General features: G+C 70.0%; 22 protein-coding genes. 21 read left to right on the top strand and 1 reads right to left on the bottom strand.

Going from position 1 to position 23,903, the window contains the following annotated elements; translation table 11 throughout:
- Positions 1-101: 101 nt before the first annotated feature.
- The 16 genes from AB0383_RS33325 to AB0383_RS33250 all read left to right on the top strand — a co-directional run bounded on the left by AB0383_RS33325 (position 102) and on the right by AB0383_RS33250 (position 17,065).
- Entirely contained in the window at positions 102-911 is an 810-nt protein-coding gene (locus tag AB0383_RS33325) for a CoA transferase subunit A (protein WP_366189416.1), read from the top strand.
- Positions 908-1,663 carry a CoA-transferase subunit beta gene (locus AB0383_RS33320; protein WP_366189415.1) on the top strand — a complete coding sequence of 252 codons (756 nt, stop codon included), beginning with the start codon at positions 908-910 and terminating at the stop codon, positions 1,661-1,663. Before AB0383_RS33325 ends, AB0383_RS33320 begins: the two co-directional genes overlap by 4 nt.
- Positions 1,660-2,841, top strand: coding sequence for a thiolase family protein (locus AB0383_RS33315; RefSeq protein ID WP_364183081.1), 1,182 nt, complete (start codon positions 1,660-1,662; stop codon positions 2,839-2,841). The genes AB0383_RS33320 and AB0383_RS33315 overlap by 4 nt, the downstream gene beginning before the upstream one ends.
- Before the next feature lie 52 nt (positions 2,842-2,893).
- The gene (gene pcaH, locus AB0383_RS33310; protein ID WP_366189414.1) at positions 2,894-3,628 is read left to right on the top strand and encodes a protocatechuate 3,4-dioxygenase subunit beta; all 735 of its coding nucleotides are present in this window, start codon (positions 2,894-2,896) and stop codon (positions 3,626-3,628) included.
- Positions 3,628-4,179 carry a protocatechuate 3,4-dioxygenase subunit alpha gene (gene pcaG / locus AB0383_RS33305; protein ID WP_366189413.1) on the top strand — a complete coding sequence of 184 codons (552 nt, stop codon included), beginning with the start codon at positions 3,628-3,630 and terminating at the stop codon, positions 4,177-4,179. Before pcaH ends, pcaG begins: the two co-directional genes overlap by 1 nt.
- Positions 4,180-4,210: 31 nt before the next feature.
- Positions 4,211-4,990 carry a 3-oxoadipate enol-lactonase gene (gene pcaD, locus AB0383_RS33300; protein WP_366189412.1) on the top strand — a complete coding sequence of 260 codons (780 nt, stop codon included), beginning with the start codon at positions 4,211-4,213 and terminating at the stop codon, positions 4,988-4,990.
- Positions 4,990-5,403, top strand: a complete 414-nt coding sequence (pcaC, locus tag AB0383_RS33295) for a 4-carboxymuconolactone decarboxylase (RefSeq protein WP_366189411.1) — start codon at positions 4,990-4,992, stop codon at positions 5,401-5,403. The genes pcaD and pcaC overlap by 1 nt, the downstream gene beginning before the upstream one ends.
- A 10-nt stretch (positions 5,404-5,413) precedes the next feature.
- Positions 5,414-6,220 (top strand): IclR family transcriptional regulator C-terminal domain-containing protein, encoded by an 807-nt coding sequence (locus tag AB0383_RS33290; RefSeq protein ID WP_364183068.1) that lies wholly within the window; start codon positions 5,414-5,416, stop codon positions 6,218-6,220.
- A 1,111-nt stretch (positions 6,221-7,331) separates the two neighbouring features.
- The gene (locus AB0383_RS33285) at positions 7,332-7,928 is read left to right on the top strand and encodes a nucleotidyltransferase family protein (protein WP_364183065.1); all 597 of its coding nucleotides are present in this window, start codon (positions 7,332-7,334) and stop codon (positions 7,926-7,928) included.
- Positions 7,925-8,845: a MoxR family ATPase gene (locus AB0383_RS33280; RefSeq protein WP_364183062.1), complete on the top strand. Its 921-nt coding sequence runs from the start codon at positions 7,925-7,927 to the stop codon at positions 8,843-8,845. The genes AB0383_RS33285 and AB0383_RS33280 overlap by 4 nt, the downstream gene beginning before the upstream one ends.
- Before the next feature lie 856 nt (positions 8,846-9,701).
- Positions 9,702-10,817: a VWA domain-containing protein gene (locus AB0383_RS33275; protein ID WP_366189410.1), complete on the top strand. Its 1,116-nt coding sequence runs from the start codon at positions 9,702-9,704 to the stop codon at positions 10,815-10,817.
- Entirely contained in the window at positions 10,810-11,922 is a 1,113-nt protein-coding gene (locus tag AB0383_RS33270; RefSeq protein WP_366189409.1) for an XdhC/CoxI family protein, read from the top strand. Before AB0383_RS33275 ends, AB0383_RS33270 begins: the two co-directional genes overlap by 8 nt.
- A gap of 476 nt (positions 11,923-12,398) precedes the next feature.
- Complete coding sequence (locus tag AB0383_RS33265; protein ID WP_364183053.1) at positions 12,399-12,914, top strand: (2Fe-2S)-binding protein; 516 nt, start codon at positions 12,399-12,401, stop codon at positions 12,912-12,914.
- Entirely contained in the window at positions 12,914-15,352 is a 2,439-nt protein-coding gene (locus AB0383_RS33260; protein ID WP_366189408.1) for a molybdopterin cofactor-binding domain-containing protein, read from the top strand. The genes AB0383_RS33265 and AB0383_RS33260 overlap by 1 nt, the downstream gene beginning before the upstream one ends.
- Positions 15,349-16,203, top strand: coding sequence for a xanthine dehydrogenase family protein subunit M (locus tag AB0383_RS33255; RefSeq protein ID WP_366189407.1), 855 nt, complete (start codon positions 15,349-15,351; stop codon positions 16,201-16,203). The genes AB0383_RS33260 and AB0383_RS33255 overlap by 4 nt, the downstream gene beginning before the upstream one ends.
- A gap of 97 nt (positions 16,204-16,300) precedes the next feature.
- A complete protein-coding gene (locus tag AB0383_RS33250) occupies positions 16,301-17,065 on the top strand; it encodes an SRPBCC domain-containing protein (protein ID WP_366189406.1) in 765 nt (254 codons plus the stop codon).
- Between the two features lie 347 nt (positions 17,066-17,412).
- Here the strand turns inward: AB0383_RS33250 and AB0383_RS33245 are convergent, their stop codons facing one another.
- Positions 17,413-18,525, bottom strand: coding sequence for a helix-turn-helix transcriptional regulator (locus AB0383_RS33245; protein WP_366189405.1), 1,113 nt, complete (start codon positions 18,523-18,525; stop codon positions 17,413-17,415).
- A 514-nt stretch (positions 18,526-19,039) separates the two neighbouring features.
- Here AB0383_RS33245 and AB0383_RS33240 point away from each other — a divergent pair.
- The 5 genes from AB0383_RS33240 to AB0383_RS33220 all read left to right on the top strand — a co-directional run bounded on the left by AB0383_RS33240 (position 19,040) and on the right by AB0383_RS33220 (position 23,881).
- Positions 19,040-19,423 (top strand): hypothetical protein, encoded by a 384-nt coding sequence (locus AB0383_RS33240; protein WP_366189404.1) that lies wholly within the window; start codon positions 19,040-19,042, stop codon positions 19,421-19,423.
- 15 nt (positions 19,424-19,438) lie between these two features.
- A complete protein-coding gene (locus AB0383_RS33235) occupies positions 19,439-20,302 on the top strand; it encodes a phosphotransferase (RefSeq protein ID WP_366189403.1) in 864 nt (287 codons plus the stop codon).
- Positions 20,303-20,600: 298 nt separating this feature from the next.
- On the top strand, positions 20,601-21,896 hold the full coding sequence (locus AB0383_RS33230; RefSeq protein WP_366189402.1) for a GGDEF domain-containing protein: 1,296 nt from the start codon (positions 20,601-20,603) through the stop codon (positions 21,894-21,896).
- Positions 21,897-21,940: 44 nt separating this feature from the next.
- Positions 21,941-22,999 (top strand): NAD(P)-binding domain-containing protein, encoded by a 1,059-nt coding sequence (locus AB0383_RS33225; protein ID WP_364183038.1) that lies wholly within the window; start codon positions 21,941-21,943, stop codon positions 22,997-22,999.
- A 60-nt stretch (positions 23,000-23,059) separates the two neighbouring features.
- Complete coding sequence (locus tag AB0383_RS33220) at positions 23,060-23,881, top strand: alpha/beta hydrolase (protein ID WP_366189401.1); 822 nt, start codon at positions 23,060-23,062, stop codon at positions 23,879-23,881.
- Positions 23,882-23,903 lie beyond the last annotated feature (22 nt).

The following is a 23,903-nucleotide window of genomic DNA, read 5'->3' as shown; positions in this document are numbered from 1 at the left end:
CTATGTTCATATCAAGAACTTGTGTGCGCGATGCGAACACCGAGGTGTACACTTTTCGGTGTTGGCATGAGCGGTCGAGATCCAGGACGGAAAGGCTCGCGATGGCTAGGGTGCTGTCGCTCGGCGAGGCAGTCGCCGAGCTGGTGCACGACGGGGACACCGTCGCGCTCGAGGGGTTCACGCACCTCATCCCGGTCGAGGCCGGGCACGAGATCATCCGGCAGGGGCGCAAGAACCTCACGCTGGTGCGGATGACCCCCGACATCGTCTACGACCAGCTGATCGGCGCGGGCTGCGCGAGCAAGCTGATCTTCTCGTGGGGCGGCAACCCGGGTGTCGGCTCGCTGCACCGGTTCCGCGACGCCGTGCAGCACAGCTGGCCGGTGCCGCTGGAGATCGAGGAGCACAGCCACGCGGGCATGGCCAACCGCTACGTCGCCGGCGCGTCCGGCCTGCCGTTCGCGGTGCTGCGCGGCTACACGGGCACCGACCTGCCGGCACAGACGGACACGATCAAGCCGATCACCTGCCCGTTCACCGGTGAGCAGCTCACGGCAGTCCCGGCGCTGAACCCCGACGTCACGATCGTGCACGCGCAGCGCGCCGACCGCGCGGGCAACGTGCAGCTGTGGGGCATCGCCGGCGTGCAGAAGGAAGCGGTGCTGGCGGCGAAGCGGTCGCTGGTCACCGTGGAAGAGGTCGTCGACGAGCTGGAGCCGAAGCCGGGCGCGCTCGTGCTGCCCACGTGGGCCGTCGCCGCCGTCGCCGAGGTGCCGGGCGGTGCGAAGCCGTCGTACGCCGCGGGCTACTACGAGCGCGACAACTCCGCCTACCAGGCGTGGGACCTGATCGGACGCGACCGCGACGAGTTCACCAAGTGGCTGAACGAGCTGACCGGGGTGAAGGCATGAGCGAGTACACCGCCGACGAGATGATGAGCATCGCCGCGGCGCGCGCGCTCGGCGAGGGCATGTCCTGCTTCGTGGGCATCGGCCTGCCGAGCACCGCCGCCAACCTGGCGCGGCGCACGCACGCGCCGAACCTCACGCTGATCTACGAATCCGGCTGCCTGGGCGCGAAGCCGACCCGGCTGCCGCTGTCGATCGGCGACGGCGAGCTGGCCGACACGGCCGACGCCGTGGTGAGCGTGCCCGAGGTCTTCAACTACTGGCTGCAGCCCGGGCGCATCGACGTCGGCTTCCTCGGCGCGGCGCAGCTCGACAAGTTCGGCAACATCAACACCACCGTGATCGGGTCCGACTACCACGATCCGAAGGTCCGCCTCCCCGGCGCGGGTGGCGCGCCCGAGATCGCCGCCTCCTGCAAGGAGGTGTTCATCGTGCTGCGGCAGAGCCCGCGCGCGTTCGTGGACAAGGTCGACTTCATCACCTCGTTCGGCCACGGCACGGGCAAGGGCGACCGCGAGAAGCTCGGCCTGCCCGGCGCGGGCCCGACGCTGGTGGTCACCGACCTCGGCCTCATGCGGCCCGACCCGGCGACCGCCGAGCTCACGCTCACCGAACTGCACCCCGGCATCGAGGTCGAGCAGGCGATCGCGGCCACCGGGTGGAAACTGAAGGTGGCGGCGGACCTCAAGACCACCCCGGCGCCGACGGACGAAGAACTGACCCTGCTCCGATCCCTGAAGAAGGCCGGCGAATGAGCGACGTATTCCTGTTCGACGCGATCCGCACCCCCTTCGGCCGCCACGGCGGCGCGCTGGCGAAGGTGCGTCCCGACGACCTCGCCGCCACCGTGCTGAAGTCGCTCGCCGAGCGCAACGACCTCGATCCGTCCACTGTGGACGAGGTGCTGCTCGGCGACGCCAACGGCGCCGGTGAGGACAACCGCAACGTGGCGCGCATGGCCACGCTGCTCGCGGGCTGGCCGGTGACCGTGCCGGGCGGCACGCTCAACCGCCTGTGCGGCTCGGGTCTCGACGCCGTGATGCAGGCCAGCCGCACGATCCAGGTGGGCGACGCGTCGCTGATCGCCGCCGGTGGCGTGGAGTCCATGAGCCGCGCGCCGCTGGTGATGGCGAAGCCGGACAAGGCGTTCCCGGCCGCCAACCAGACGCTGTACAACTCGGCGCTGGGCTGGCGCATGGTCAACCCGGCCATGCCGAAGGAGTACGTGATCTCCAACGGCGACTCCACCGAGTACCTCGCCGAGCGCTACGGCATCACGCGCGAGGAGCAGGACGAGTTCGCGGTGCGCAGCCACGTCAACGCGGCCCGCGCGTGGGACGAGGGCTTCTACGACAACCACGTGGTGCCGGTCGAGGGCGTCGAGCTGACGCGCGACGAGGGCATCCGCCCCGATTCCACCATGGAGAAGCTGGCGAAGCTGAAGCCCGCGTTCAAGCGCGACGGCGGCACGGTCACGGCCGGCAACTCGTCGCCGATCAACGACGGCGCATCGGCGCTGCTGCTGGGCGACGAGGCCGCCGGCAAGCGGCTCGGCAAGGCGCCGCTGGCCCGGATCGCCGGACGGGGTGCGGCGGGCGTCGAGCCCAACATCTTCGGCGTCGGCCCGGTCCGGGCGGCCGAGATCGCGCTGGAGCGCGCCGGCATCGGGTGGGGCGACGTCGCGGCGGTGGAACTCAACGAGGCGTTCGCCGCGCAGTCGCTGGCGTGCCTCAAGGAGTGGAAGGAGCTCGACCCCGAGCTCATGAACGTCCACGGCGGGGCCATCGCGATTGGGCATCCCCTCGGCGCGTCGGGCGGCCGGATCCTCGGCACGCTCGCCTACCGGCTGCAGCAGACGGGCGGGCGCTACGGCGTCGCCGCGATCTGCATCGGCGTGGGCCAGGGGCTCGCCGTCGTCCTCGAACGCCAGTGACACCCCTGTTCTGACAACTGATCCGACACCACCGACCGGATACGGAGGAACTGTGGCCGCTCCCACCGATCTCCGCCTGCCCCGCTACCCGCGGGAGCCGGAGGGGACGAACGCTCCGCTGGACTTCGCGGGATACCGCTCCACGAAGCTGCGCCACCCGTCGGAGCCGCTCGTGCTGCTCCCGCAGATGCTCACCGAGGTCACCGGGCCGCTGCTCGGCCCTGGCCGCCTCGGCGAACTCGACAACGACCTCACCCGCCAGCACGACGGCGAGCCGCAGGGCCAGCGCATCATCGTCACCGGCCGGCTGCTCGACGGCGACGGCCGCCCGATCCGCAACTCGCTGGTCGAGATCTGGCAGGCCAACGCAGGTGGGCGCTACCGCCACACCGGCGACCGCTGGCCGTCGCCGATCGACCCGAACTTCTCCGGGCTCGGCCGCGCGCTGACCGACGACGACGGCCGCTACGAGTTCACCACCATCAAGCCCGGTGCGTACCCGTGGAAGAACCACGACAACGCCTGGCGCCCCGCGCACATCCACTTCTCCGTGTTCGGCTCGGCATTCACGCAGCGGCTGGTCACGCAGATGTACTTCCCGGAAGACCCGCTGTTCTCGCAGGACCCGATCTTCAACTCGATCCCCGACGAGAAGGCGCGGCAGCGGATGGTCTCGCGCTTCAACCTGGAGCGCACGGTGCCGGAGTGGGCGCTGGCGTTCGACTTCGACATCGTCGTGCGCGGCAGTGAGCAGTCGGTGTTCGAGGACGAGGAGGACGAGGACTGATGGGCGAGCTGCTCACGACGCCGTCGCAGACCGTCGGCCCATACCTGTCGATCGGGTTGCCGTGGGAAGACGGGCCGTTCGTGGTGCCCGAAGGCACCGAAGGCGCGTTCTGGATCCGCGGCACCGTCACCGACGGCGCGGGCGAGATCGTGCCCGACGCCATGATCGAGACCTGGCAGGCCGACCCGCAGGGCGGGTTCGACCACCCGGACGACCCGCGGGGCCGCAGCGAATCGGGCTTCCGCGCGTTCGGCCGGTGCCCCACCGACGAGAACGGCGAGTACCGCGTCCTCACGCTGCTGCCGGGTGTCCTGCCCGGCGAGCAGGGCCAGCAGGCGCGGCACATCGACGTGTCGGTGTTCGCGCGCGGGCTGCTCAACCGGGTCGTCACGCGGATCTACTTCGAAGACCAGGACAACTCGGGCGACGCGGTGCTGGCGAGCGTGCCGGCCGAGCGCCGGGACACGCTCGTGGCGAAGAAGACCGAAGACGGTTACCGCTTCGACGTGCGGCTGCAGGGCGAGGGTGAGACGGTCTTCTTCGCGCTCTGATCGATTCACTGTCCACTTTGGAGGTACAGGCGTGAGCGGCGTGGCGGTACACCGGGTCGTCGAGGGTCGTGGCGACGGCCCGGTGGTGGTGTTCTCCAACTCGATCGGCAGCGACCACCGCATGTGGGAGCCGCAGGTGGCGCCGCTCGTCGAGCGCGGTTACCGGGTCGTGCGGTACGACACGCGCGGCCACGGCGCTTCGCCCGTGCCGGACGGTCCGTACGACCTGGCCGATCTGGGCGGTGACGTGCTGGCGCTGCTGGACGACCTCGGTGTGGAGCGGGCGCACCTCGTCGGGCTTTCGCTCGGCGGGATGACCGGGATGTGGCTGGGTGTGCACGCGGCCGAGCGGCTGCGGAGCCTGACGTTGTGCTGCACGTCGGCGAAGCTCGGCCCGGCGCAGATGTGGGCGGACCGCGCGAAGCTGGTGCGGGCCGAGGGCACCGGCGCCGTCGCGGAGGCCGGCGTGGGGCGCTGGGTCACGCCGGCGTACGCGCAGTCGCACCCGGACGAGATGGCGTTCCTGCGCGGGATGATGACCGACTGCCCGGACGAGGGCTACGCGGCCTGCTGCGGCGTGATCGAGCGGATGGACCAGCTGGCCGACCTCCCGAAGATCACCACGCCGACCCTGGTGATCTCCGGCGCCGACGACCCCGCGACCGCGCCGGAAACCCACGGGAAGCTCATCGCCGAAGGCATTCCGGGCGCGCGGTTCGAGGTCGTCGCCTCGGCTGCGCACCTGGGCAACTACGAGCAGCCGGCGGAGTTCACGCGGCTGATCCTCGAGCAGATCACGGAGGCAGCGTGATGGTCGACGTTCCGGGCGAGCGTTACGACGCGGGCATGAAGGTGCGCCGCGAGGTGCTGGGCGACGAGCACGTGGACGGGTCGGTGGCCCGGACCACGGAGTTCAGCAAGCCGTTCCAGGAGTACATCACCGAGGCGGCGTGGGGCTCGATCTGGACGCGCGAGGGCCTGGACCGCAAGACGCGCAGCTGCATCACGCTGGCCACGCTCACCGCGTTGCACTGCCACGACGAGCTGGCCATGCACGTGCGCGCGGCCGTCCGCAACGGCCTCACCGCCGCGGAGATCCGTGAGGTCCTGATGCACACCGGCGTGTACGCCGGCGTGCCCGCGGCGAACACCGCGATGGGCATCGCGCAGCGCACGCTGGCCGAACTGGGCGAGCCCACCGCGCAGGTCCCCGACGCCGGATAGGGTTCGCCGCATGGACTCCGACGAACCGGCCGAACGCGGCGCGCACCACGTGCAGTCGCTGGAGCGCGGGCTGGCGGTGATCAAGGCCTTCAGCGCCCAGGCACCGCACCCGACGCTCAGCGACGTCGCGCGGATCACGGGCCTCACGCGCGCCGCGGCGCGCCGGTTCCTGCTCACGCTCGTGGATCTCGGTTACGTCCGCACCGACGGCAAGTACTTCTCACTGACCGCGCGTGTGCTCGATCTGGGATACGCGTACCTGTCGAGCCTGTCGCTTTCGGAGGTCGCGCAGCCACACCTGGAGCGGCTTTCCGCGCAGGTGCGGGAATCCAGCTCCGTGTCGGTGCTGGAGCCGCCGGACATCGTCTACGTCGCACGCGTGGCGGTGTCGCGCATCATGACGGTGAGCATCAACGTCGGCACGCGGTTCCCGGCCTACGCCACGTCCATGGGTCACGTGCTGCTCGCCGACATGACGCCGGTGGAGCTCGAGGCGTACTTCATGATCACCGAGCTCGACCGCCTCACCTCCCACACCCTCACCGACCGCGCCGCCCTCGAGGTCGAGCTCGCGCAGGTCGCCAAGCAGGGCTGGGCGATGGTCGACCAGGAGCTCGAGGAGGGGCTGCGCTCGGTCGCCGCGCCGATCCGCAACCGCCAGGGCCGCGCGATCGCCGCCGTGAACATCTCCACGCACGCCAGCCGCACCCCTGCCCACTCCGTCCGCGAAGACCTGGTGCCACCCCTGCTCGACACGGCCCACGCCATCGCCGCCGACCTCGCCGACTCGAGCCCCGCGCAGGCCGCCCGTGGCTGACCCGCTCACCACCGCCCCCGACGCCTCACCGACCGACTCCCCTCTCGGCCGGCCGGGCGCCTCCACCCCCAAGCAGGCCGACTCTGCGCGAAGCGCCCCGGCAGCCTCGATCGCTGCGAGCGGCGCCCCGGAGGCCGCACCGGCCGGACCACGAACCGGCGCGGCGCCGGCACTCATGACCGCGCGGCCTGCAGCGGCCACCACGAATGCGGAGATGGCGAAGTTCGCCGCGGGCCGATCCTGCGCCGGCGCGGCTGCGAGCGGCGCGCAAACGACTTCAGTGGTTCGCCGGCGGACTGCGGACTTGGTTGCGGTGGTTGGTGGATTGCCCGAGTCGGTGGCAGGCGGGCCAATCGATCGGGCAACTGTTGCGAGCGGCGAGAAGACGACTTCGGTGGTTCGCAGGCGAACTGCGGACTTGGTTGCGGCGGTTGGTGGGTCGCCCGATTCGGTGGCAGGCCTGCTCGGCGACCGGGCAGACGCTTTGAGCGGTGAGAAGGCGACTTCAGTGGTTCGCCGGCCGGCTGCGGACTTGGTTGCGGCGGTCGATGGATCCACCGAGTCGGTGGCAGGCCGGGCAGCCGTTCGGGCAACTGTTGCGAGCGGTGAGAAGGCGACCGCGGTGGCTCGCCGACCGGCTGCGGACTTGGTTGCGGAGGTTGGTGGATTGTCCGAGTCGGTGGCAGGCTGGCCAGCCGATTGGGCAACTGTTGCGAGCGGTGAGAAGGCGACCGCGGTGGCTCGCCGGCGGACTGCGGACTCGGTTGCGGCGGTTGGTGGATCGTCCGAGTCGGTGGCAGGCGGGCCAATCGATCGGGCAACTGTTGCGAGCGGTGAGAAGGCGACTTCAGTGGCTCGCGGGCCGGCTGCGGACTCGGTTGCGGTGGTCGGGGGATTGCCCGAGTCGGTGGCAGGCCGGCCAACCGATCGGGCAGATGCTTCAAGCGGCGAGAAGACGACCTCGGTGGCTCGCCGGCGGACTGCGGACTCGGTTGCGGTGGTTGGTGGATCGACCGAGTCGTTGGCAGGCCGGGCAGCCGATCGGGCAACTGTTGCGAGCGGTGACCCGGAAGCCGCACCGGCCGGACCACGAACCGGTGCGGCGCCGCGCGTGGCCGGGCTGCTGCTCGCCGCCGGGGCGGGGCGGCGGTTCGGCGGGCCGAAGGCGCTGGTCGAGCTGGACGGGGAGCCGTTGGTGCGGCGGGCGTTGCGGACGTTGACCGGGGCTGGCTGCAGCCCGGTGCGGGTGGCGGTGGGCGCGGCGGCGGAGGACGTGACGAAGCTGCTGCCCGACCCGAGCCAGGCGATCTACGCCGAAGGCTGGGAAGGCGGCATGGGTGCGTCGCTGAAGGCGGCGCTGGCGGCGCTCGCCGAGCAGTTCCCGGATGGTGCCGACACGCCCGTGGCGGTGCTCGTGCATCTGGTGGACCTGCCGTGGGTGCCGGCGGCGGCGTTGGCGCGCGTGGTCGCGAAAGCTTCGCCGACGGCGGTTGTCCGGGCCGCCTACGACGGCGTACCCGGACACCCTGTGCTTTTCGGGCGGCGGTGGTGGGGCGAGGTCGCCGAGTCGGCGCAGGGGGACCGCGGGGCGCGGGACTGGTTGCGGGGCCGGGGGGATGTCGTGCTCGTCGAGTGCGGGGATCTGGGCAGCGGCCAGGACGTCGACCGGCCCGCTGACCTGGGGCGAACGCCGAAGACGGCGGGATGACCGGCGCAACCGCGGCTGGGAGCCCTACGATCAGGAGTGTGACCGAGTCCCTCGCCTCGCCCGAAGAGCTCACCGCCGCGCTCGACGCCACCGGGTACCTCGCCGACGAGGGACTGGCGACAGCCGGGTTCCTCGCTCTGCGCATGCGCCGCCCGTTGTTCTGCGAAGGCGAACCGGGGACGGGCAAGACGTCGCTGGCGCTGGCGCTCTCGGCCGCGCTGGACCTGCCGCTCATCCGCTTGCAGTGCCACGAGGGCATCGATGCCGCGCAGGCCCTGTACGAATGGGACTTCCCCCGCCAGCTCCTGCACCTGCGCGCCCTCGAAGCCGCCGACGGGGGCCGCCTCGACGCCGAGACGGCCGAGCGTTCGCTCTACACCGAGCGGTTCCTGCTCGCGCGCCCGCTGCTGCAGGCCCTGACCACCGCGCCGTGCGTGCTGCTCGTCGACGAGATCGACCGCGCCGACGACGAGTTCGAAGCGTTCCTGCTTCAGCTGCTCGACGAGTACACCGTCACGATCCCCGAGTACGGCGAGGTCCGCGCCGAGCAGCCGCCGCTCGTCGTGCTCACCTCCAACCGCACGCGCGAGGTCCACGACGCCCTCAAGCGCCGCTGCCTCTACCACTGGCTCGAGCACCCCGACCTCGCCCGCGAGATCACCATCCTGCGCCGCCGCATCCCCGGCATCGGCGAAACCCTCGCCCGCCAGGTCGCCGACGCCGTCCACCGCCTCCGCGCCATGGACCTGCTCAAACCCCCGGGCGTTGCCGAATCCCTCGACTGGGCCCGTGCCCTCCTCGCCCTCGACCGCGACGAGCTCGACGCCGCCACCGCCGCCCGCACCCTCGGCGCGGTCCTCAAGTACAGCGAGGACATGGACCGCGTGCGCGCCAAACTGGACACGCTCTTCTCCTGACACCGCACGCCCGCTCGCCTCGGTGCTCGGCGACGGTGACCCCCGCGCACGGCCCCATCCGGACGCCGCCCACCAGGCAGTACGCACTGGCGCCGGTGACCCCGCACGGCGCAAGGTCCGCGATTCTCCTGCCCCGCCCGTGCCGGCGGCTTCGGTGCAGCGCTTGACCAGTGCCGAGGGTGCTTGCCATGTCGGGTGGCGCCGCGTGGTGATGCCCGTGCGGAAGCGGTTGGCGTTGTTTTGTGAGAGCGGCGTTGTTGTTCTGCCCTGCCCGAACGTTGGCGGCCTCGGCGCAGCGCTTGACCAGTGCCGAGGGTGCTTGCCATGTCGGGTGGCGCCGCGCGGCGGTGCTCCGCGAGGCGAGCAGCGGCTTTCCGTGGCGCCGCCGTTCCGGGAACGTGGAGTGGCACTTGCCCGGTCCGTCTACTGTGGACTCAGGGTTAATTGCGTTGACCGGACCACTACCCGCAAGTCATGCTTTTCCCATCACCGCGACAGAAGCAGCCGAGAGGAGGAAGACCGTGCGGATGACCGAGATCGATCGCGCAGCCGCGGTCTTCCCCGTGCTCTGACCTGGCGGTCGACCCGGTACCGAACCCCGGCACCGAACCGGCCCTGCCCCTCGCCAACCGCGCCGACCGCGGCACCGAAGCGCGAAACCGCGCCCCAGAACCACCAGCACCCGAAGCTCTCGATCTTTCCCCAAAAGCCTCCGCGCGCCCGCCCTCCCGCTACCTTGGGTGGTCGCTGCGCGGAGCCGCCGAGCGCGCGCGTCGTCCCGGGGGAGGGGCGGCGTGCGCGCCCGCGCGTGACGGGCGAAAACCCGCCGCGGGCGAAACCGTTGCACAATGGGGGCATGGACACCGAGGTCGCCGATCCGCTGGCCGGGTTCGCCGGGTTCGCGGCGGCCCTGCGCGAAGCGGGCGTGGCGTGCGATGCGCGCCGCGTGCAGGCGTACTTGGCGGCCGTCGCGGAGGTGGACATCGCGGAGCCCACGCAGCTGTACTGGGCCGGCCGGCTCACGCTGTGCTCCGATCCCGACGACCTGCCGCGCTACGAAGAAGCCTTCGCGCGCTGGTTCGACGGCGACGAGACTCGCCGCGGCACCCAGGCCGCCCCCGCGCAGAAGCGCGCCCGCATCGCGCCGCTCACCTCCGACACCGGCGGCAGCGGCGAAAGCGAAGAAGAGCCCGACAGCCTCAAAGTCGCCGCCAGTGAACACGAAGTGCTGCGCCACCGCGACCTCGCCGAGCTCACCAAGGCCGAGCGCGAGCACCTGCGCGAGCTTCTGGCCACCCTCAAACCGGTTCCGCCGCAACGCCGGGCGGCGCGCCGCCGCCCCGCCCACCGCGGCCGGCTGGACCCCGCCCGCACGCTGCGCGCCATGCTCGCCGACGGCGGCGAACCCATCCGCCTCATCCACAGCCGCCGCGGCACTCGCCCGCGGAAAACGGTGCTGCTCATCGACGTCTCCGGTTCGATGAGCCCCTACGCCGACGCGTTGCTTCGCTTCGCCCACGTGCTCACCAGGTCCGCACCGGCCAGCGTCGAGGTCTTCACACTCGGCACGCGCATGACCCGGGTGTCGCGCCAGCTGCGGCAGCGCGACGCGGAGCAGGCCATGCTCGCCGCCGGCAACGCGGTGCCCGATTTCGCCGGTGGCACGCGCCTCGGCGAGACGCTTCGGGTGTTCCTCGACCGCTGGGGACAGCGCGGCATCGCACGACGCTCCGTGGTCACCGTGTTCTCCGACGGCTGGGAACGCGGCGACGTGATGCTGCTGTCCGAGCAGCTCGGCAGACTGCGCCGGCTCGCGCACGCCGTATTCTGGGTTAATCCGCACGCGGGGCGGGAAGGGTACGCTCCGGTCCAGTCCGGAATCGTGGCCGCCCTGCCCCACATCGACCGGTTGCTGGCCGGGCACAGCCTGGCGACGTTGGAACGATTGCTCGGGGAGATTGCCGATGCGTGACGTACTGGACGACGTGTACCGCCGCTGGCTGGCGGGCGAGACGGTGGGCCTGGGCACGGTGGTGGCCACGTTCTCGTCGGCGCCGCGGTCACCGGGCGCGTCGATGGTGGTGGCGCCGGACGGCACCGTGGCCGGCAGCGTGTCCGGCGGGTGCGTCGAGGGTGCCGTGTACGAGCTGGCCCAGGACGTGGTCACCGACCGCAAGCCCGTGCTGCAGCGCTACGGCGTGACCGACGACGACGCCTTCGCCGTGGGCCTGACCTGCGGCGGGATCATCGACATCTACGTGGAGCACCTCGACCGCGAGTCGATGCCGGAGCTGGACCAGGTCGTGGCCTCGGTGCGCAGCGGTGAACCCGTCGCCATCGTCACGATCGTCGAGCACGAGACGCCCGGCCTGGTCGGCGAGCGCATGATCGTGTGGCCCGACCGCGCCGAGGGCTCGCTCGGCTCCTCGCGCATGGACGACGCGGTGGCCGACGACGCGCGCGGCCTGCTGGCCAGCGGCCGCACCGGCACCCTGCGCTACGGGCCGGACGGCCAGCGTCGCGGTGAGGGCATGGCCGTGTTCGTGAACTCGTTCGAACCGCCGCCGCGGCTGCTCGTGTTCGGCGCCATCGACTTCGCCGCCGCCATGGCGCGTATGGGCGCCTACCTCGGCTACCAGGTCACGGTGTGCGATGCGCGGCCCGTGTTCGCCACCAGCAGCCGCTTCCCTGACGCGCACGAGGTCGTGGTCGACTGGCCCCACCGCTACCTCGCCGCCGAGGCCGAGGCCGGCCGCATCGACAGTCGCACCGCGATCGCGGTGCTCACGCACGACCCGAAGTTCGACGTGCCGCTGCTGGAGATCGCGCTGCGGCTCGACGTCGGCTACGTCGGCGCCATGGGCTCGCGCAAGACCCACGACGACCGGTTCGCCCGGCTGCGCGAAGCCGGCATCACCGAGCCGGAGCTGGAGCGGCTCTCGTCGCCGATCGGCCTGGACCTGGGCGCACGCACGCCCGAGGAGACCGCGGTGTCGATCGCGGCGGAGATCATTTCGCTGCGCTGGAGCGGAACCGGACGACGATTGGCCGCCTTGTCCGGCCGGATCCACAACTGAGCGTTTTTCAGAAAGTCCCGCACGCCCTGGTGTGCGGGACTTTCTCATGAGCCCGCATCTGCGGAGACCATAAGTCAGACAACCCGCATCTGCGGTAATAAATCTACCATGGAACCGAGTTCGCGGTGCAGCAGTGCTCACTTCTCAAGCGACTCGACGCACAGTGGGCGAATGACTGGAAATCCCCACGCCCAGGCGGAAGTCGACCATGTCGCAACCGTCCACCTGAGACTCGGGTGAGTTTTGCCGCCGGGCGGAAAAATCACTCTAACGGAGGTCCGCATCTGCGGAATGGTCCTGCATATGGACGTGCAAACGCGGGAGCACGGCCCGGATGTACGACATCAGGACTTGTCCGCGCGCGAGAGGAGTAGCAGGCTCGCCTGTGAGGCCGATCACGATCGACCTTGGCCGTTCCCGAACCGGCCCGCCGGCCCCACCCGGGTCAGGCGGGCATTTGCTCTTGGAGGCCTTTGATGCGCATCACCGTCACCGTCGACGGCACGAAGTACACCGATGAGGTGGAGCCCCGCACACTTCTTGTCCATTACCTGCGGGAACGCGTCGGGAAGGTGGGCACGGTCGTCGGCTGCGACACGAGCAACTGCGGCGCGTGCACCGTCCACCTCGACGGTCACAGCGTGAAGTCCTGCTCCGTGCTCGCCGTCCAGGCCGACGGCAGCGAGGTCACCACCGTCGAAGGGCTCGCCCGCGACGGGCGGCTCCACCCCGTTCAGCAGGCGTTCCGCGACAACCACGCCCTGCAGTGCGGCTTCTGCACGCCCGGCATGATCATGGCGTCGATCGACCTGCTGGCCGACAATCCCGATCCCGACGAGAAGGCCGTGCGCGAAGGTCTCGAGGGGAACCTCTGCCGCTGCACCGGTTACCAGAACATCGTGCGCGCCGTCCGCGACGCCGCGCAGCACATGAGCCCGGGCGCCGGACCCGAGGCCGAACAGATCAAGCACGTCGGCGTGGGTGGTGAGTGATGACCGCGACCATCGAGCCCGAGGTCGGAAAGGCCCGGCTCCGCAAAGAGGACGAGCGGCTGATCACCGGCCGTACGCGCTGGACCGACAACATCGTGCTGCCGGGCATGCTGCACCTCGCCGTGCTGCGCAGCCCCATGGCGCACGCGAAGATCGTGTCGCTGGACGTTTCGGCGGCCAAGGACGCACCCGGCGTCGTCGCGGTCTACACCGCGAGGGACCTGGACCCGGACGGGTCGATCGGCATGCCGTGCGCGTGGCCGATCACCCCCGACATGAAGTCGCCGCGCCGCCCGGTGCTGGCGGACGGCCAGGTCAACTTCGCCGGTGAAGGCATCGCCGTGGTCGTGGCGCGCAGCGCCGGTGAAGCCCACGACGCGCTCGAAGCCATCGAGGTCGAGTACGACGAGCTGCCCGTGGTGCTCGACATGGAGGCCGCGCTCGCCGAGGGCGCGCCGCTCGTGCACGAGGACCTGGGCACCAACAAGAACGCGCTGTGGATCTTCGACTCGGCCGAGGCGGGCACCGGCGGCAACGTCGAGGACGCCATCGCGTCGTCGGAGATCGTGGTCAAGCGCCGCTTCCGCCAGCAGCGGCTCATTCCCGCGTTCATGGAGCCGCGGGCGTGTGTCGTCGACCCGACGAGCGCGCAGATGACGATGTGGTCGGCCACGCAGATCCCGCACATCCTGCGAGTGATGACGGCGCTGACGCTGGGGCTGCCGGAGCACAAGGTGCGCGTGATCGCGCCCGACGTCGGCGGCGGCTTCGGCGGCAAGATCGCCGTGCTGCCCGAAGAGATGATGACGGTCCTGGTGGCCAACAAGCTCGGAAAACCGGTGAAGTGGAACGAATCGCGTTCCGAGTCGATCCTCACCGCCCACCACGGCCGCGACCAGATCCAGGACATCACGATCTCCGCGAACGCCGACGGCACGGTCACCGGCCTGAAGGTCGAGCTGATCGCGAACCTGGGTGCCTACAACGGGCTCGTCGGCCCGGGCGTGCCGATCCTCGGCGCGTTCATGTTCAACGCGATCTACAAGTTCCCCGCCTACCACTTCGCTTGCACCAACGTGTTCACCACGACCACGCTCACCGACGCCTACCGCGGCGCCGGGCGGCCGGAGGCGACGTTCGCGGTCGAGCGGATCATGGACGAGCTCGCCGACGAGCTCGGCATGGATCCGATGGAGCTGCGCGAGAAGAACTGGATCAAGCACGAGGAGTTCCCGTTCACCACCGTGGCGGGCCTGACCTACGACTCGGGCAACTACGAGGCCGCCACCGCGAAGGCCAAGGAGCTGTTCGACTACGACGGGCTGCGGCGCGAGCAGCAGCAGCGCCGCGATTCGGGTGACCCGGTGCAGCTCGGCATCGGCATCTCCACGTTCACGGAGATGTGCGGCCTGGCGCCGTCGCGGGTGCTCGGCTCGCTGGACTACGGGGCCGGTGGCTGGGAGTACGCGCAGCTGCGGGTGCTGCCCACGGGAAAGATCGAGGTGACCACCGGAGCCTCGGCCCACGGTCAGGGGCACGAGACGGCGTGGAGCCAGATCGTGGCCGACCAGCTGGGCGTGCCCTTCGAGGACGTCGAGGTGCTGCACGGCGATACGCAGTCGTCCCACAAGGGCATGGACACCTACGGCTCGCGTTCTCTCACCGTCGGTGGCGTCGCCGTCGTGAAGGCGGCCGAGAAGGTCGTGGCGAAGGCGAAGCCGATCGCCGCACACATGCTCGAATGCGCCGAGGACGACCTGGATTTCGCGAACGGCAAGTTCACGGTCAAGGGCACGGACTCGTCGACGACGATCCAGGACGTCGCCTTGGCTGTGTTCGCGGCCCACGACCTGCCCGACGGCATCGAGCCCTCGCTCGACTCCGACGCGACGTTCGACCCGGAGAACTTCTCCTTCCCGCACGGCACGCACCTGTGCGCCGCCGAGGTGGACACGGAGACGGGCCGGATCAAGCTGCGTTCGTATGTGTGCGTGGATGACGTCGGCGTGGTCGTGAACCCGCTGATCGTCGACGGCCAGGTGCACGGCGGGCTCGCGCAGGGCATCGCGCAGGCGCTGTTCGAGGAGGCTGTGCACGACGAGAGCGGCACGCTCACCACGGGTACGTTCGCCGACTACCTGCTGCCCTCGGCGGCCGACCTGCCCTCGTTCACGACGGCGCGCACCGAGACGCCGTCGACCACGAACCCGCTGGGCGCCAAGGGCGTCGGCGAGGCGGGCACGATCGCCTCGACGCCGGCGGTGGTCAACGCGGTGGTCGACGCCGTGCGCCACTTCGGCGTGAACGACATCGAAATGCCGCTGACGCCGATGCGCGTGTGGCACGCCATCCAGCACGGAACCACGGCAGCCGGGGGACCCGGCTCGGAGGCCGGCGGCGGCCTCGGTTCGATCGACGCCTCCGGAGGTGCCCAGTGATCTCGGCCCCGTTCGAGTACGTGGCTCCGTCCAGTGTGGACGAAGCCGTGCAGGCGCTCGCGGCGGCGGGCGAGGACGCGAAGGTGCTGGCGGGCGGGCAGAGCCTGCTGCCGGTGCTGCGGATGCGCCTCGCCGCCCCGACCACGCTGGTGGATCTGCGCAATATCGCCGAGATGCGCGGCGTGCGCGAGGACGGCGACGCCATCGTGATCGGCGCGATGACCACGCATTACGACGTGCAGCGCGATGCGCTGGTCGCCGAGCACGCGGCGCTGGCCAAGGAGGCGACCGACACGGTGGCCGATCCGCAGGTGCGCCACCGCGGCACGTTCGGCGGCTCACTCGCACACGCCGATCCGGCGGGCGACCTGCCCGCTGTGGCGGTGGCGCTCGACGGCTCGCTGGTGATCGCCGGGCCGAGCGGCCGGCGCACGGTGGGCGCGGAGGAGTTCTTCCAGGACTTCTTCACCACCGCGCTGGCACCCGACGAGCTGCTCGTGGAGGTTCGCCTGCCCAAACACACCGGCTGGCGCGCGCACTACGAGAAGTTCAACCGCGTCGCGCAGGCGTGGTCGATGGTCGCGGTCGCGGCCACCGTCCGCACCGAGGGCGGCGTGATCGAGGAAGCCCGCGTGGCGCTCACGAACATGGGCTCGACGCCCGTGCGGGCCGTCGCCGTGGAGCAAGCGTTGGTGGGCGCTTCGGCGAACGCCGACGTGATCCGCGCGGCCGCCGCGCACGCCGCCGACGGCACGAACCCGGCAGCGGACGGCAACTCCGACGTCGAGTACCGGCAGCACCTCGCGCGGGTGCTCACGGGCCGTGCCCTGACGGCTGCTGTCGGAGCCTGATGTCCACGAGGCCCACCTTTCGACCGCCGACGGTCGTAAGGTGGGCCTCATCGGCTTCGGCCGAGACCGGCTTTGACGAAGGAGAGGAGGTCGGCCCGTGCGGCTCGACCACGAATTCACCGTCCCCGCGCCTCTTGAGGAGGTCTGGCAGGCCGTCATCGACCCCGAGCGCGTCGCCCCGTGCATGCCGGGGGCGTCGCTCACGAAGGTGGAGGGCGACTCCTTCACGGGCACGGTGAAGGTCAAGCTGGGCCCGATCTCCCTGCTGTACAAGGGCTCCGGCGAGTTTCTCGAAAAGGACGAAGCGGCCAAGAAGGTCGTCATCAAGGCCTCCGGCAAGGATTCCCGCGGCGGCGGCACCGCCGCGGCGACCGTGACGGTGACCCTCAGCTCCGTCGACGGCGGCACCCACGGCGCGGTGGCCAGCGACATCGCGATCACGGGCCGCCCGGCGCAATTCGGGCGCGGCCTGATCTCGGAGGTGGGCGGCAAACTGCTGGACACCTTCGCCGGCAACCTGGCCGACTCGCTGGGCACTTCCGGTGCTGCGGCCGCCGGCTCTTCCGCGGCTGCCGGCTCGGGCTCGGGTTCGGTCACGACCGCTCCGGCCGCTGCCCCGGCCGCCGAGGCCGCCGCGACGAGCGACCTCGCCGAACAATCCGCCGCCGACACCGCCGAGGCCACGTCGCCGAAACCCCAGCTCCGCAGCGTCCCTTCCGGCAGCTCGACCGGCGAAACCGAGGCCATCGACCTCCTGGACTACGCAGGCAAGTCCGTGGCCAAACGCCTCATCCCGGTCGCCGCGGGCGCCGCTGTGCTGTTCGTGGTCTTCATGATCGTCCGGGCCCTGCGCCGCCGCTGACCCACGAGCGCCGGCGGGTCGCCACTCGCGCCCCGCCGGCGGGCGACGTGTGTTGCTCTGCTCAGTGATTCGACAGCCGGGACGCCGACGCCTCTTGATCACCGGCAATCCGTTGGTTCGGCGGGTAGCGCTCGAGCTGGTGGGGCACGCGTGTTCTCGGCGGGCAGTGCTCGACCTGTCGGCCAAGTGTGTGCTCAGGCATGGCTGGCGTGCCGTTTCGGCCATCCGTTTGCGCCGACCGGAGTGCACCAAGAAGAACGGGACACCCAGGCATAGCCCACATGCCCCCGCTGGCGTCGCTTCATCCGTGGCTGAGTCGAACCCGCCGCCCTTGACGAACGCCTGCCCTAGCTGACGAGTCGTTCGATCTCGTCGACCCGTTGCCCGAGCCGGGCTGAGTTCATCCGGTCAGAGGCTTCGCGTGCCCGCTGGATCACTTCCCGCGCCTCGTCCAACTGGCCTTCCTTCGCATAAGACTCGGCCAGCCACGTCTGGTACAGCGCGATCTCGCGGGCGTGGTCGGTGTCGTAACCCTCGATCGCGTGCCGCAAAAGCGGGGCCGCCTTTGCAGGCTGGCCCATCTCGATCCAGCACCGGCCGGCCATGACGTCGATCTCGTCCCTGCTCATCCAGTAGACCCATTCGGGCTCGGGAATCCCGTCGGAGCGCTCCTCAAAGGCGTCATCGACCAAGTCGAGCACGCGCCGGGCACTCTCGACGTCTCGTGACCGCGCAGTGGCCCACGCGACTCGCTCGAGGAGGAGCGTGCGCGCAACGGGTGTTGCTCCAGCCGCGCCCTTGACTGCTGTCTTGGCCAGCAGCGCGCCGTCCGACGGATCTCCCACGTTCGCGATCTGGTACGAGAGCGACGACAGCAGCTGCCCGGCGAGCACATCGTCACCTGCGTCGTGCGCGGCGGAGACGCCATCCAGGTACACGTGCTGCGCGGCCTCATAGTGCCCAGCGTCGCTCTCCACCCAACCCACGAGCTGCGACAGCTCGCCAACGGCGATGAGGAGCCGCCTCCCCATCTCCTCGGAGTAGGTCGCGCAGTGCGCGACGTTCCTCAGCTCGGACAACTCACGATGAACAACGGGCGCGAGGTCTCCGCCGCCGACTGTGTCATCCAGATGGCGAAGAACGATCACGCGCTGCTCGATCTCGGCGACCAGGCTCTCGCCGATTCTGCGGCCAGCCGTGCTGTGTGCCGCCATCGGAGTGTCGGCCACCAGCCACTCGTGAGCGACGCGAAGCGGATCCAGTCGGCGTCCGTAGAGGGTGTCGACCGGGACGTTGAGCGCGCGGGCATACGCCAGCACGTGTTCGCGCTTGACATGACGCTTGCCGGTCTCCAAATGCCCCAGCTGTGCCTTGCTCCAGTGCGTCTTTTTCGCGAGCGCGGACAGGCTGACAGCGGCGTCCTCGCGTGCGGCTTTGAGGCGCCCGCCCAGGTCGCTCATGTGCCTCACCACTCTGTAGACGCCTGTAGACAGCGATTCCATTCCTCTGACGCGCTGTGAGCACCACGCTACCCGAGAGGGTTGTTCCGGGCGGCGGCAAAACGGGTGCACATTCCCCCGCCGGGGCGGCCCCTTCAACGACACGGGGGCGACAGCGATGAACGTGGACTTCGGACTACTAGGCGTGCTGCTCGCGATCGCGGTAGTGACCTTGTTCGGTACCGCGTTCGTGATCGGCGTCGCAGTGCGGGCCGTAGCGGAGTGGCGACGTGGGCGAACTCGGTGGGAGCAGGGGGAGAACTCCGCCCCCGTCATGATCGAGAGTGCGAGCTTCCCGCACTCCCTCCATCAGCTCGTCGACCGGGCCTCTCGCGCTCTTGGCTGCGCGATTTCGGAGAATTCCAAAAAGAGGAGATGGCAATGACAATAGCCGTTGAAAATATCACTGGTCAGGGTCTTGTTTCCAAAAAAACTATTCGGTCGACTTTCCAATCGGATAGCCAAAGAGAACGTGGTGTCACACGAGTACGCGGCGCGCATCATGGATCAGGCCCTGGCGTTCCTTGGCGCATGTGCTCGAACCTCTGCGTCGCTGGCCCCGAGCGACACTGTCGACGTCGGCTGGCACACGTTCATTTTGTACACACACGAGTACGCCGAGTTCTGCGACCGCATCGCGGGGAGCTTCATCCACCACGTCCCCAATGACGACGAAGATGCCGACGGAAGCGGTATTCCTCTTCGCGAGATGATGGATCGCACGACGTCCGCCATCCGGTCGGCCGGGTTCGCCGTCGATCGTGACCTGTGGTTCAATTCATCGGGGAAATGCGCGAAGTGCTCGCAGTGCAAGAACGGCTGCACCGACGATCCGCCGCCCGCAGCTACGTCGAACTAGCCTGAAGGAATAGTAATGGCCGGTCAGGATTGGCAGGAAATTCCCGACGCCGTTCGTCGCGCGGTCGAGAAGGAGACAGGCTCGGTCTCTTCGGCCGTGTCGCCGTCGGACGGGCGGAACTCCGATCTTCTGGCGACTCTCCAGGCGGAACGTGGAAGGTTCTTCGTCAAGGGTGTCGTGGCCGGCACGCGGAGGGCGCGGATGCAACAGGTCGAGGCGGCAGTGAACCCTGTCCTTCCCCGCACTGTTGCACCGCGTCTTCTATGGGAGGTCGAGGCTGACGGGTGGTCCGTCCTGGGGTTCGAGCACGTTAACGGCCGGCACGCAGAACTCCGGCCGGGATCACGCGATCTTCCGCTGGTCGTCGAATCCGTAGCCACGATGGTTTCGTCGCTGGCGCGATGTCGGCTCGACCTTCAGACAGCTTCCGAGCAGTGGGAATGGATGAGCCCCTGGCGCCGCCTGTCCAAGTCGACGCCGGACGAGCTTGACCCGTGGGACCAAAAGCACATCGAGCAGCTCATCGAGTGTGAGCGCCACGCGATCCAATCTGTGCGCGGGGACAGCCTCGTACACGGCGACCTTCACCCCCTCAACATCCTCGTGTCAGAACGAGCCAGGGTCGTCGACTGGGCGTGGTCGACCATCGGCGCCGCATGGCTCGATGCCGCAGCATTGGTCTTGAGGCTCGTCGCGGCGGGCCACACCCCGGCGCAAGCCGAGGAGTGGGCGAACCAGATCTCCGCGTACCGGGACGCGCCAGACCGCGCGGTCACCGCCTTCGCCGTGTTGATCATGGGGGCTTGGGTGTACAAGGGCGCATTCCCGCAGCTCAACGAGGCCGCAAGGCAGTACGTCCAGTACCGCTTGGGCGGGTGAAAAAGTCCAGCAACGACCCACCCCGTCAAACTCGGCGAGAGAGGCGCGGAGGGCTCAGTTGTCCAAAACTCCGGCTGTCTGTGGCCAATGTGGAAAGCGCAGTCGCGAGCCTCGCCACGCAGCGGGATCCAGCCCGACGCAGCCCGGCCAAACGGCCGGCCTCAGTCAGACCTTGCCCACCCGCTCTACTCCCGCCATGTCCGCAGGGCAGAGGACGTCCGAGAATTCCCCCGGTCCGGCGACGGCGGAGGGTTGACCGGCTACTCTGGGCCACCTCGTCGGCCGAAGGGGCGTCACGATGCTGGGAGCGGGTCCCCGGGGCGTCCGGGGTGCGCTGGCGGCGTGGCGGGAGTGGGGCGGCCTGCCGTCGCGGTGGGCGATGTGGGTGGTGGCGCGGCGGAGGTGGATCGCGTACGCCGTGGTTTGTGAGCTCGCCGCGGTGACGGCCGTGGTGGTCGGGTTCGCGACCGACTTCGGGGGCACAGTCCAGCTCGGGTGGTTCGCGACGCTGGTCGTGCTGGGCGTCGCGCAGGCTGAGATGTCGCGCAGGATCGAGCGGCTGCGGCGGTGGATGAGCGGCCAGACGCACATCAACGTCACCTCCGTCTGGTACCTCGCGGGAGCCTTCCTGTTGCCGCCCGCGTGGGTGGCGTTGCTGGCGCTCGTCCTCTACCTGCACCTGTGGCTGAGGGTCTGGCGCAGCGTGCGCACGCGGCCCGCGCACCGGTTCCTCGCCAGCACGGCGTGGGCGATGCTCAGCTGCTTCGCGGCGTCCTCCGTGCTCACCATCGACCACCTCAACGACGCGACCCTCAACACGTGGCACGGCATGCTCGCCCTCGTCGCGGCGGCGGCCGTGTTCGAGGTGGTCAACATGGCGCTGGTCGCCGCCGGGATCTACCTCTACACGGGCAGCCGCCAGGCCACGGACCTCGTCGGCACGTGGGAGGACAACGCGTTCGAGATCGCCACGCTGTGCCTCGGCGGCCTCGCCGCGCTCGCCCTCGTGGCGCAGCCCGTGCTCGTCGTCTTCGTGGTGGCGCCGCTGCTTCTGCTACACCGCTACCTGCTGCTCAAGCAGCAACTGCAGGTCGCCGCCGTCACGGACGAGAAGACCGGACTGCTCAACACCGCCGGGTGGCACGACCTGGCCACGCGCGAGTTCACCCGGGCCCGAAGGCGAGGCCCGGGCAGTGAGTTCGCCGTCCTGATGATCGACCTCGACCACTTCAAGCGCATCAACGACACCTACGGCCACCTCGCCGGCGATGAGGTCCTCGCCGCCGTCGCCGTGGCGATCGAGGACGCCGTGCGCCAGAGCGACACTGTCGGGCGCTTCGGGGGCGAGGAGTTCGTGGTGCTGCTGCCGGCCACCGGCGGCACGCCCGTGCTCGCCATCGCCGAGCGCGTGCGCGTCGCGGTGGGGGAGCTGAGTGTGGTGGTCGGCGGGACCGTGCAGGTCAGCGGCCTGTCGGTGTCCGTCGGCGTCGCCGGGTACCCCGACGCGGGTGACACGCTCGACCAGGTGCTGCGCTCGGCCGACGCCGCCCTTTACCGAGCCAAGGACGCGGGGCGCAACCGCGTCGCCTTGTGAGTCACCGCTCGAAATACGCGCTATGCCGAGTTGTTGAACGTTGTATGAGTGCGGATCACGAGACCGACGTCGTGGTGATCGGGGCGGGGCAGGCGGGGCTGTCGGCGGCGTACCACCTGCGCCGCGCGGGCCTCGCCAACGAGAGCGGCTTCGTGGTCCTCGACCATGGCAAACGGCCCGGCGGCGCGTGGCAGTACCGCTGGCCTTCACTGGTCGTCGGCAAGGTCCACGGCATCCACGACCTGCCCGGCATGGCCTTCGGCACGCCCGACACGACCAAGCCCGCCAGCGAGGTCGTGTCCGAGTACTTCGGCCGCTTCGAGAAGACCTTCGACCTACCGGTGCACCGCCCGGTCGACGTCACGGCCGTGCGCAAAACCGGCGACCGCCTGCTGGTCGAGACCCCCGCCGAGACGTGGGCCGCGCGCGCCGTGGTGAGCGCGACGGGCACGTGGGACCGCCCGTTCTGGCCGCACTACCCGGGGCAGGAGACGTTCGCCGGCCGCCAGCTGCACACCGCCGACTACACCGGCGCCGAGGAGTTTCGCGGCCGCCGCGTGGTCGTGGTCGGCGGCGGTACTTCGGCTGTGCAGCTGCTGATGGAGATCGGGCCCGTCGCGAGGTCGACGACCTGGGTCACCCGCCGTCCGCCGATTTGGCACGACCAGGACTTCAGCGAAGACTGGGGCCGCCAGGCCGTCGCGAAGGTGGAGCGGCGAGTGCGGGAAGGGCTGCCGCCGCAGAGCGTCGTGAGCGTCACCGACCTCGCCGTGACGCCCGAGGTGCGGGCCGCGGAGGCCGCCGGGTACCTCGATCGCAAGCCAATGTTCGACCACCTCGTGCCCGAAGGCGTCGTCTGGGCCGATGGCACCTTCGAACCCGCGGACCTGATCCTCTGGGCCACCGGCTTCCGCGCCTCGATCGACCACCTCGCGCCCCTGCACCTGCGCGCGCCCGGCGGCGGCATCCGCCTGGACGGCACGCGCGTGGTCGCCGAACCGCGCCTGCACCTCGTGGGCTACGGGCCCTCGGCCAGCACCGTCGGCGCCAACCGCGCCGGGCGCGCCGCCGTGCAGGAGATCCGCCGGTACCTCGGCCTCTGAGCTCGACAACTCCATACGGCGTAAAGTTTCGTCGGCTCCAATCGCTTACAACGTAAAGAGATGGGGGCCGGCATGGTCACGCTGCCCGGCGGAACCACGATCGATGTCGAGGTGCACGGCGACGGACCTGCGTTGCTGTTGCCTGTGAACCCGCGTCCGTTGGAAGGTGAGCGGGCCGAGTCCGTACGCCGGTGGGGCGGCGACCCCGCGCTGGGCCGCTCGCTCATCGACGGTCTCGCGGGCTTCCGCGTGATCGCCTTCGACTACGAGGGCCACACCCTCGCGCATCCGCGCCCGGAAACCCTTACACCGGAGGAAATCTCGGCCGACCTGCTGGCGATCGCGTCGGCCGTGAACGCCGAAAGCTTCGCCTGCTACGGCTACTCCTGGCTCGCCCTCGCCGGACTTCAGCTCGCCCTGCGCACCGACCGCCTCACCGCCCTGGTGATGGGCGGCTACCCGCCCCTCGACGGCCCGTACGACGCGATGCTCGCCGTCACCCGGGCGACGCACGCGATGCCCCGCACCGAAGGCGGCGACGCGACACCGGGCGATTGGGACTCCGTCGACTTCACGATGTCCACGGCGCAGACCCGCCAGTTCGTCACGCTTTACGAGGCACTGCAAGGCTTCGACGACCACGCCGTCCACCTGACGTGTCCCCGCCTGTGCTTCGCGGGCACCGAAGACCGCATCGCCTACGGCGAACGCTGGGGTGGCGTCACGGTCGACATCGCGGGTCCCCTCGTCGCGAACCGCGCTGCCCTCGAAGAGGACGGGTGGACGGTCGAGCTCCTCGAAGGTCTCGACCACATGAGCGCCATGCAGGCCAAGGTCGTGCTCCCGATCCTGCGTCCCTGGCTCGACGAGCACGTGGCGTAGATCAAAAAAATAGACAGCCAAG

The organism is Amycolatopsis sp. NPDC051373 (assembly GCF_040689465.1).
Lineage (GTDB): Bacteria > Actinomycetota > Actinomycetes > Mycobacteriales > Pseudonocardiaceae > Amycolatopsis.
This window is presented reverse-complemented; position numbering and strand designations above follow the sequence as displayed.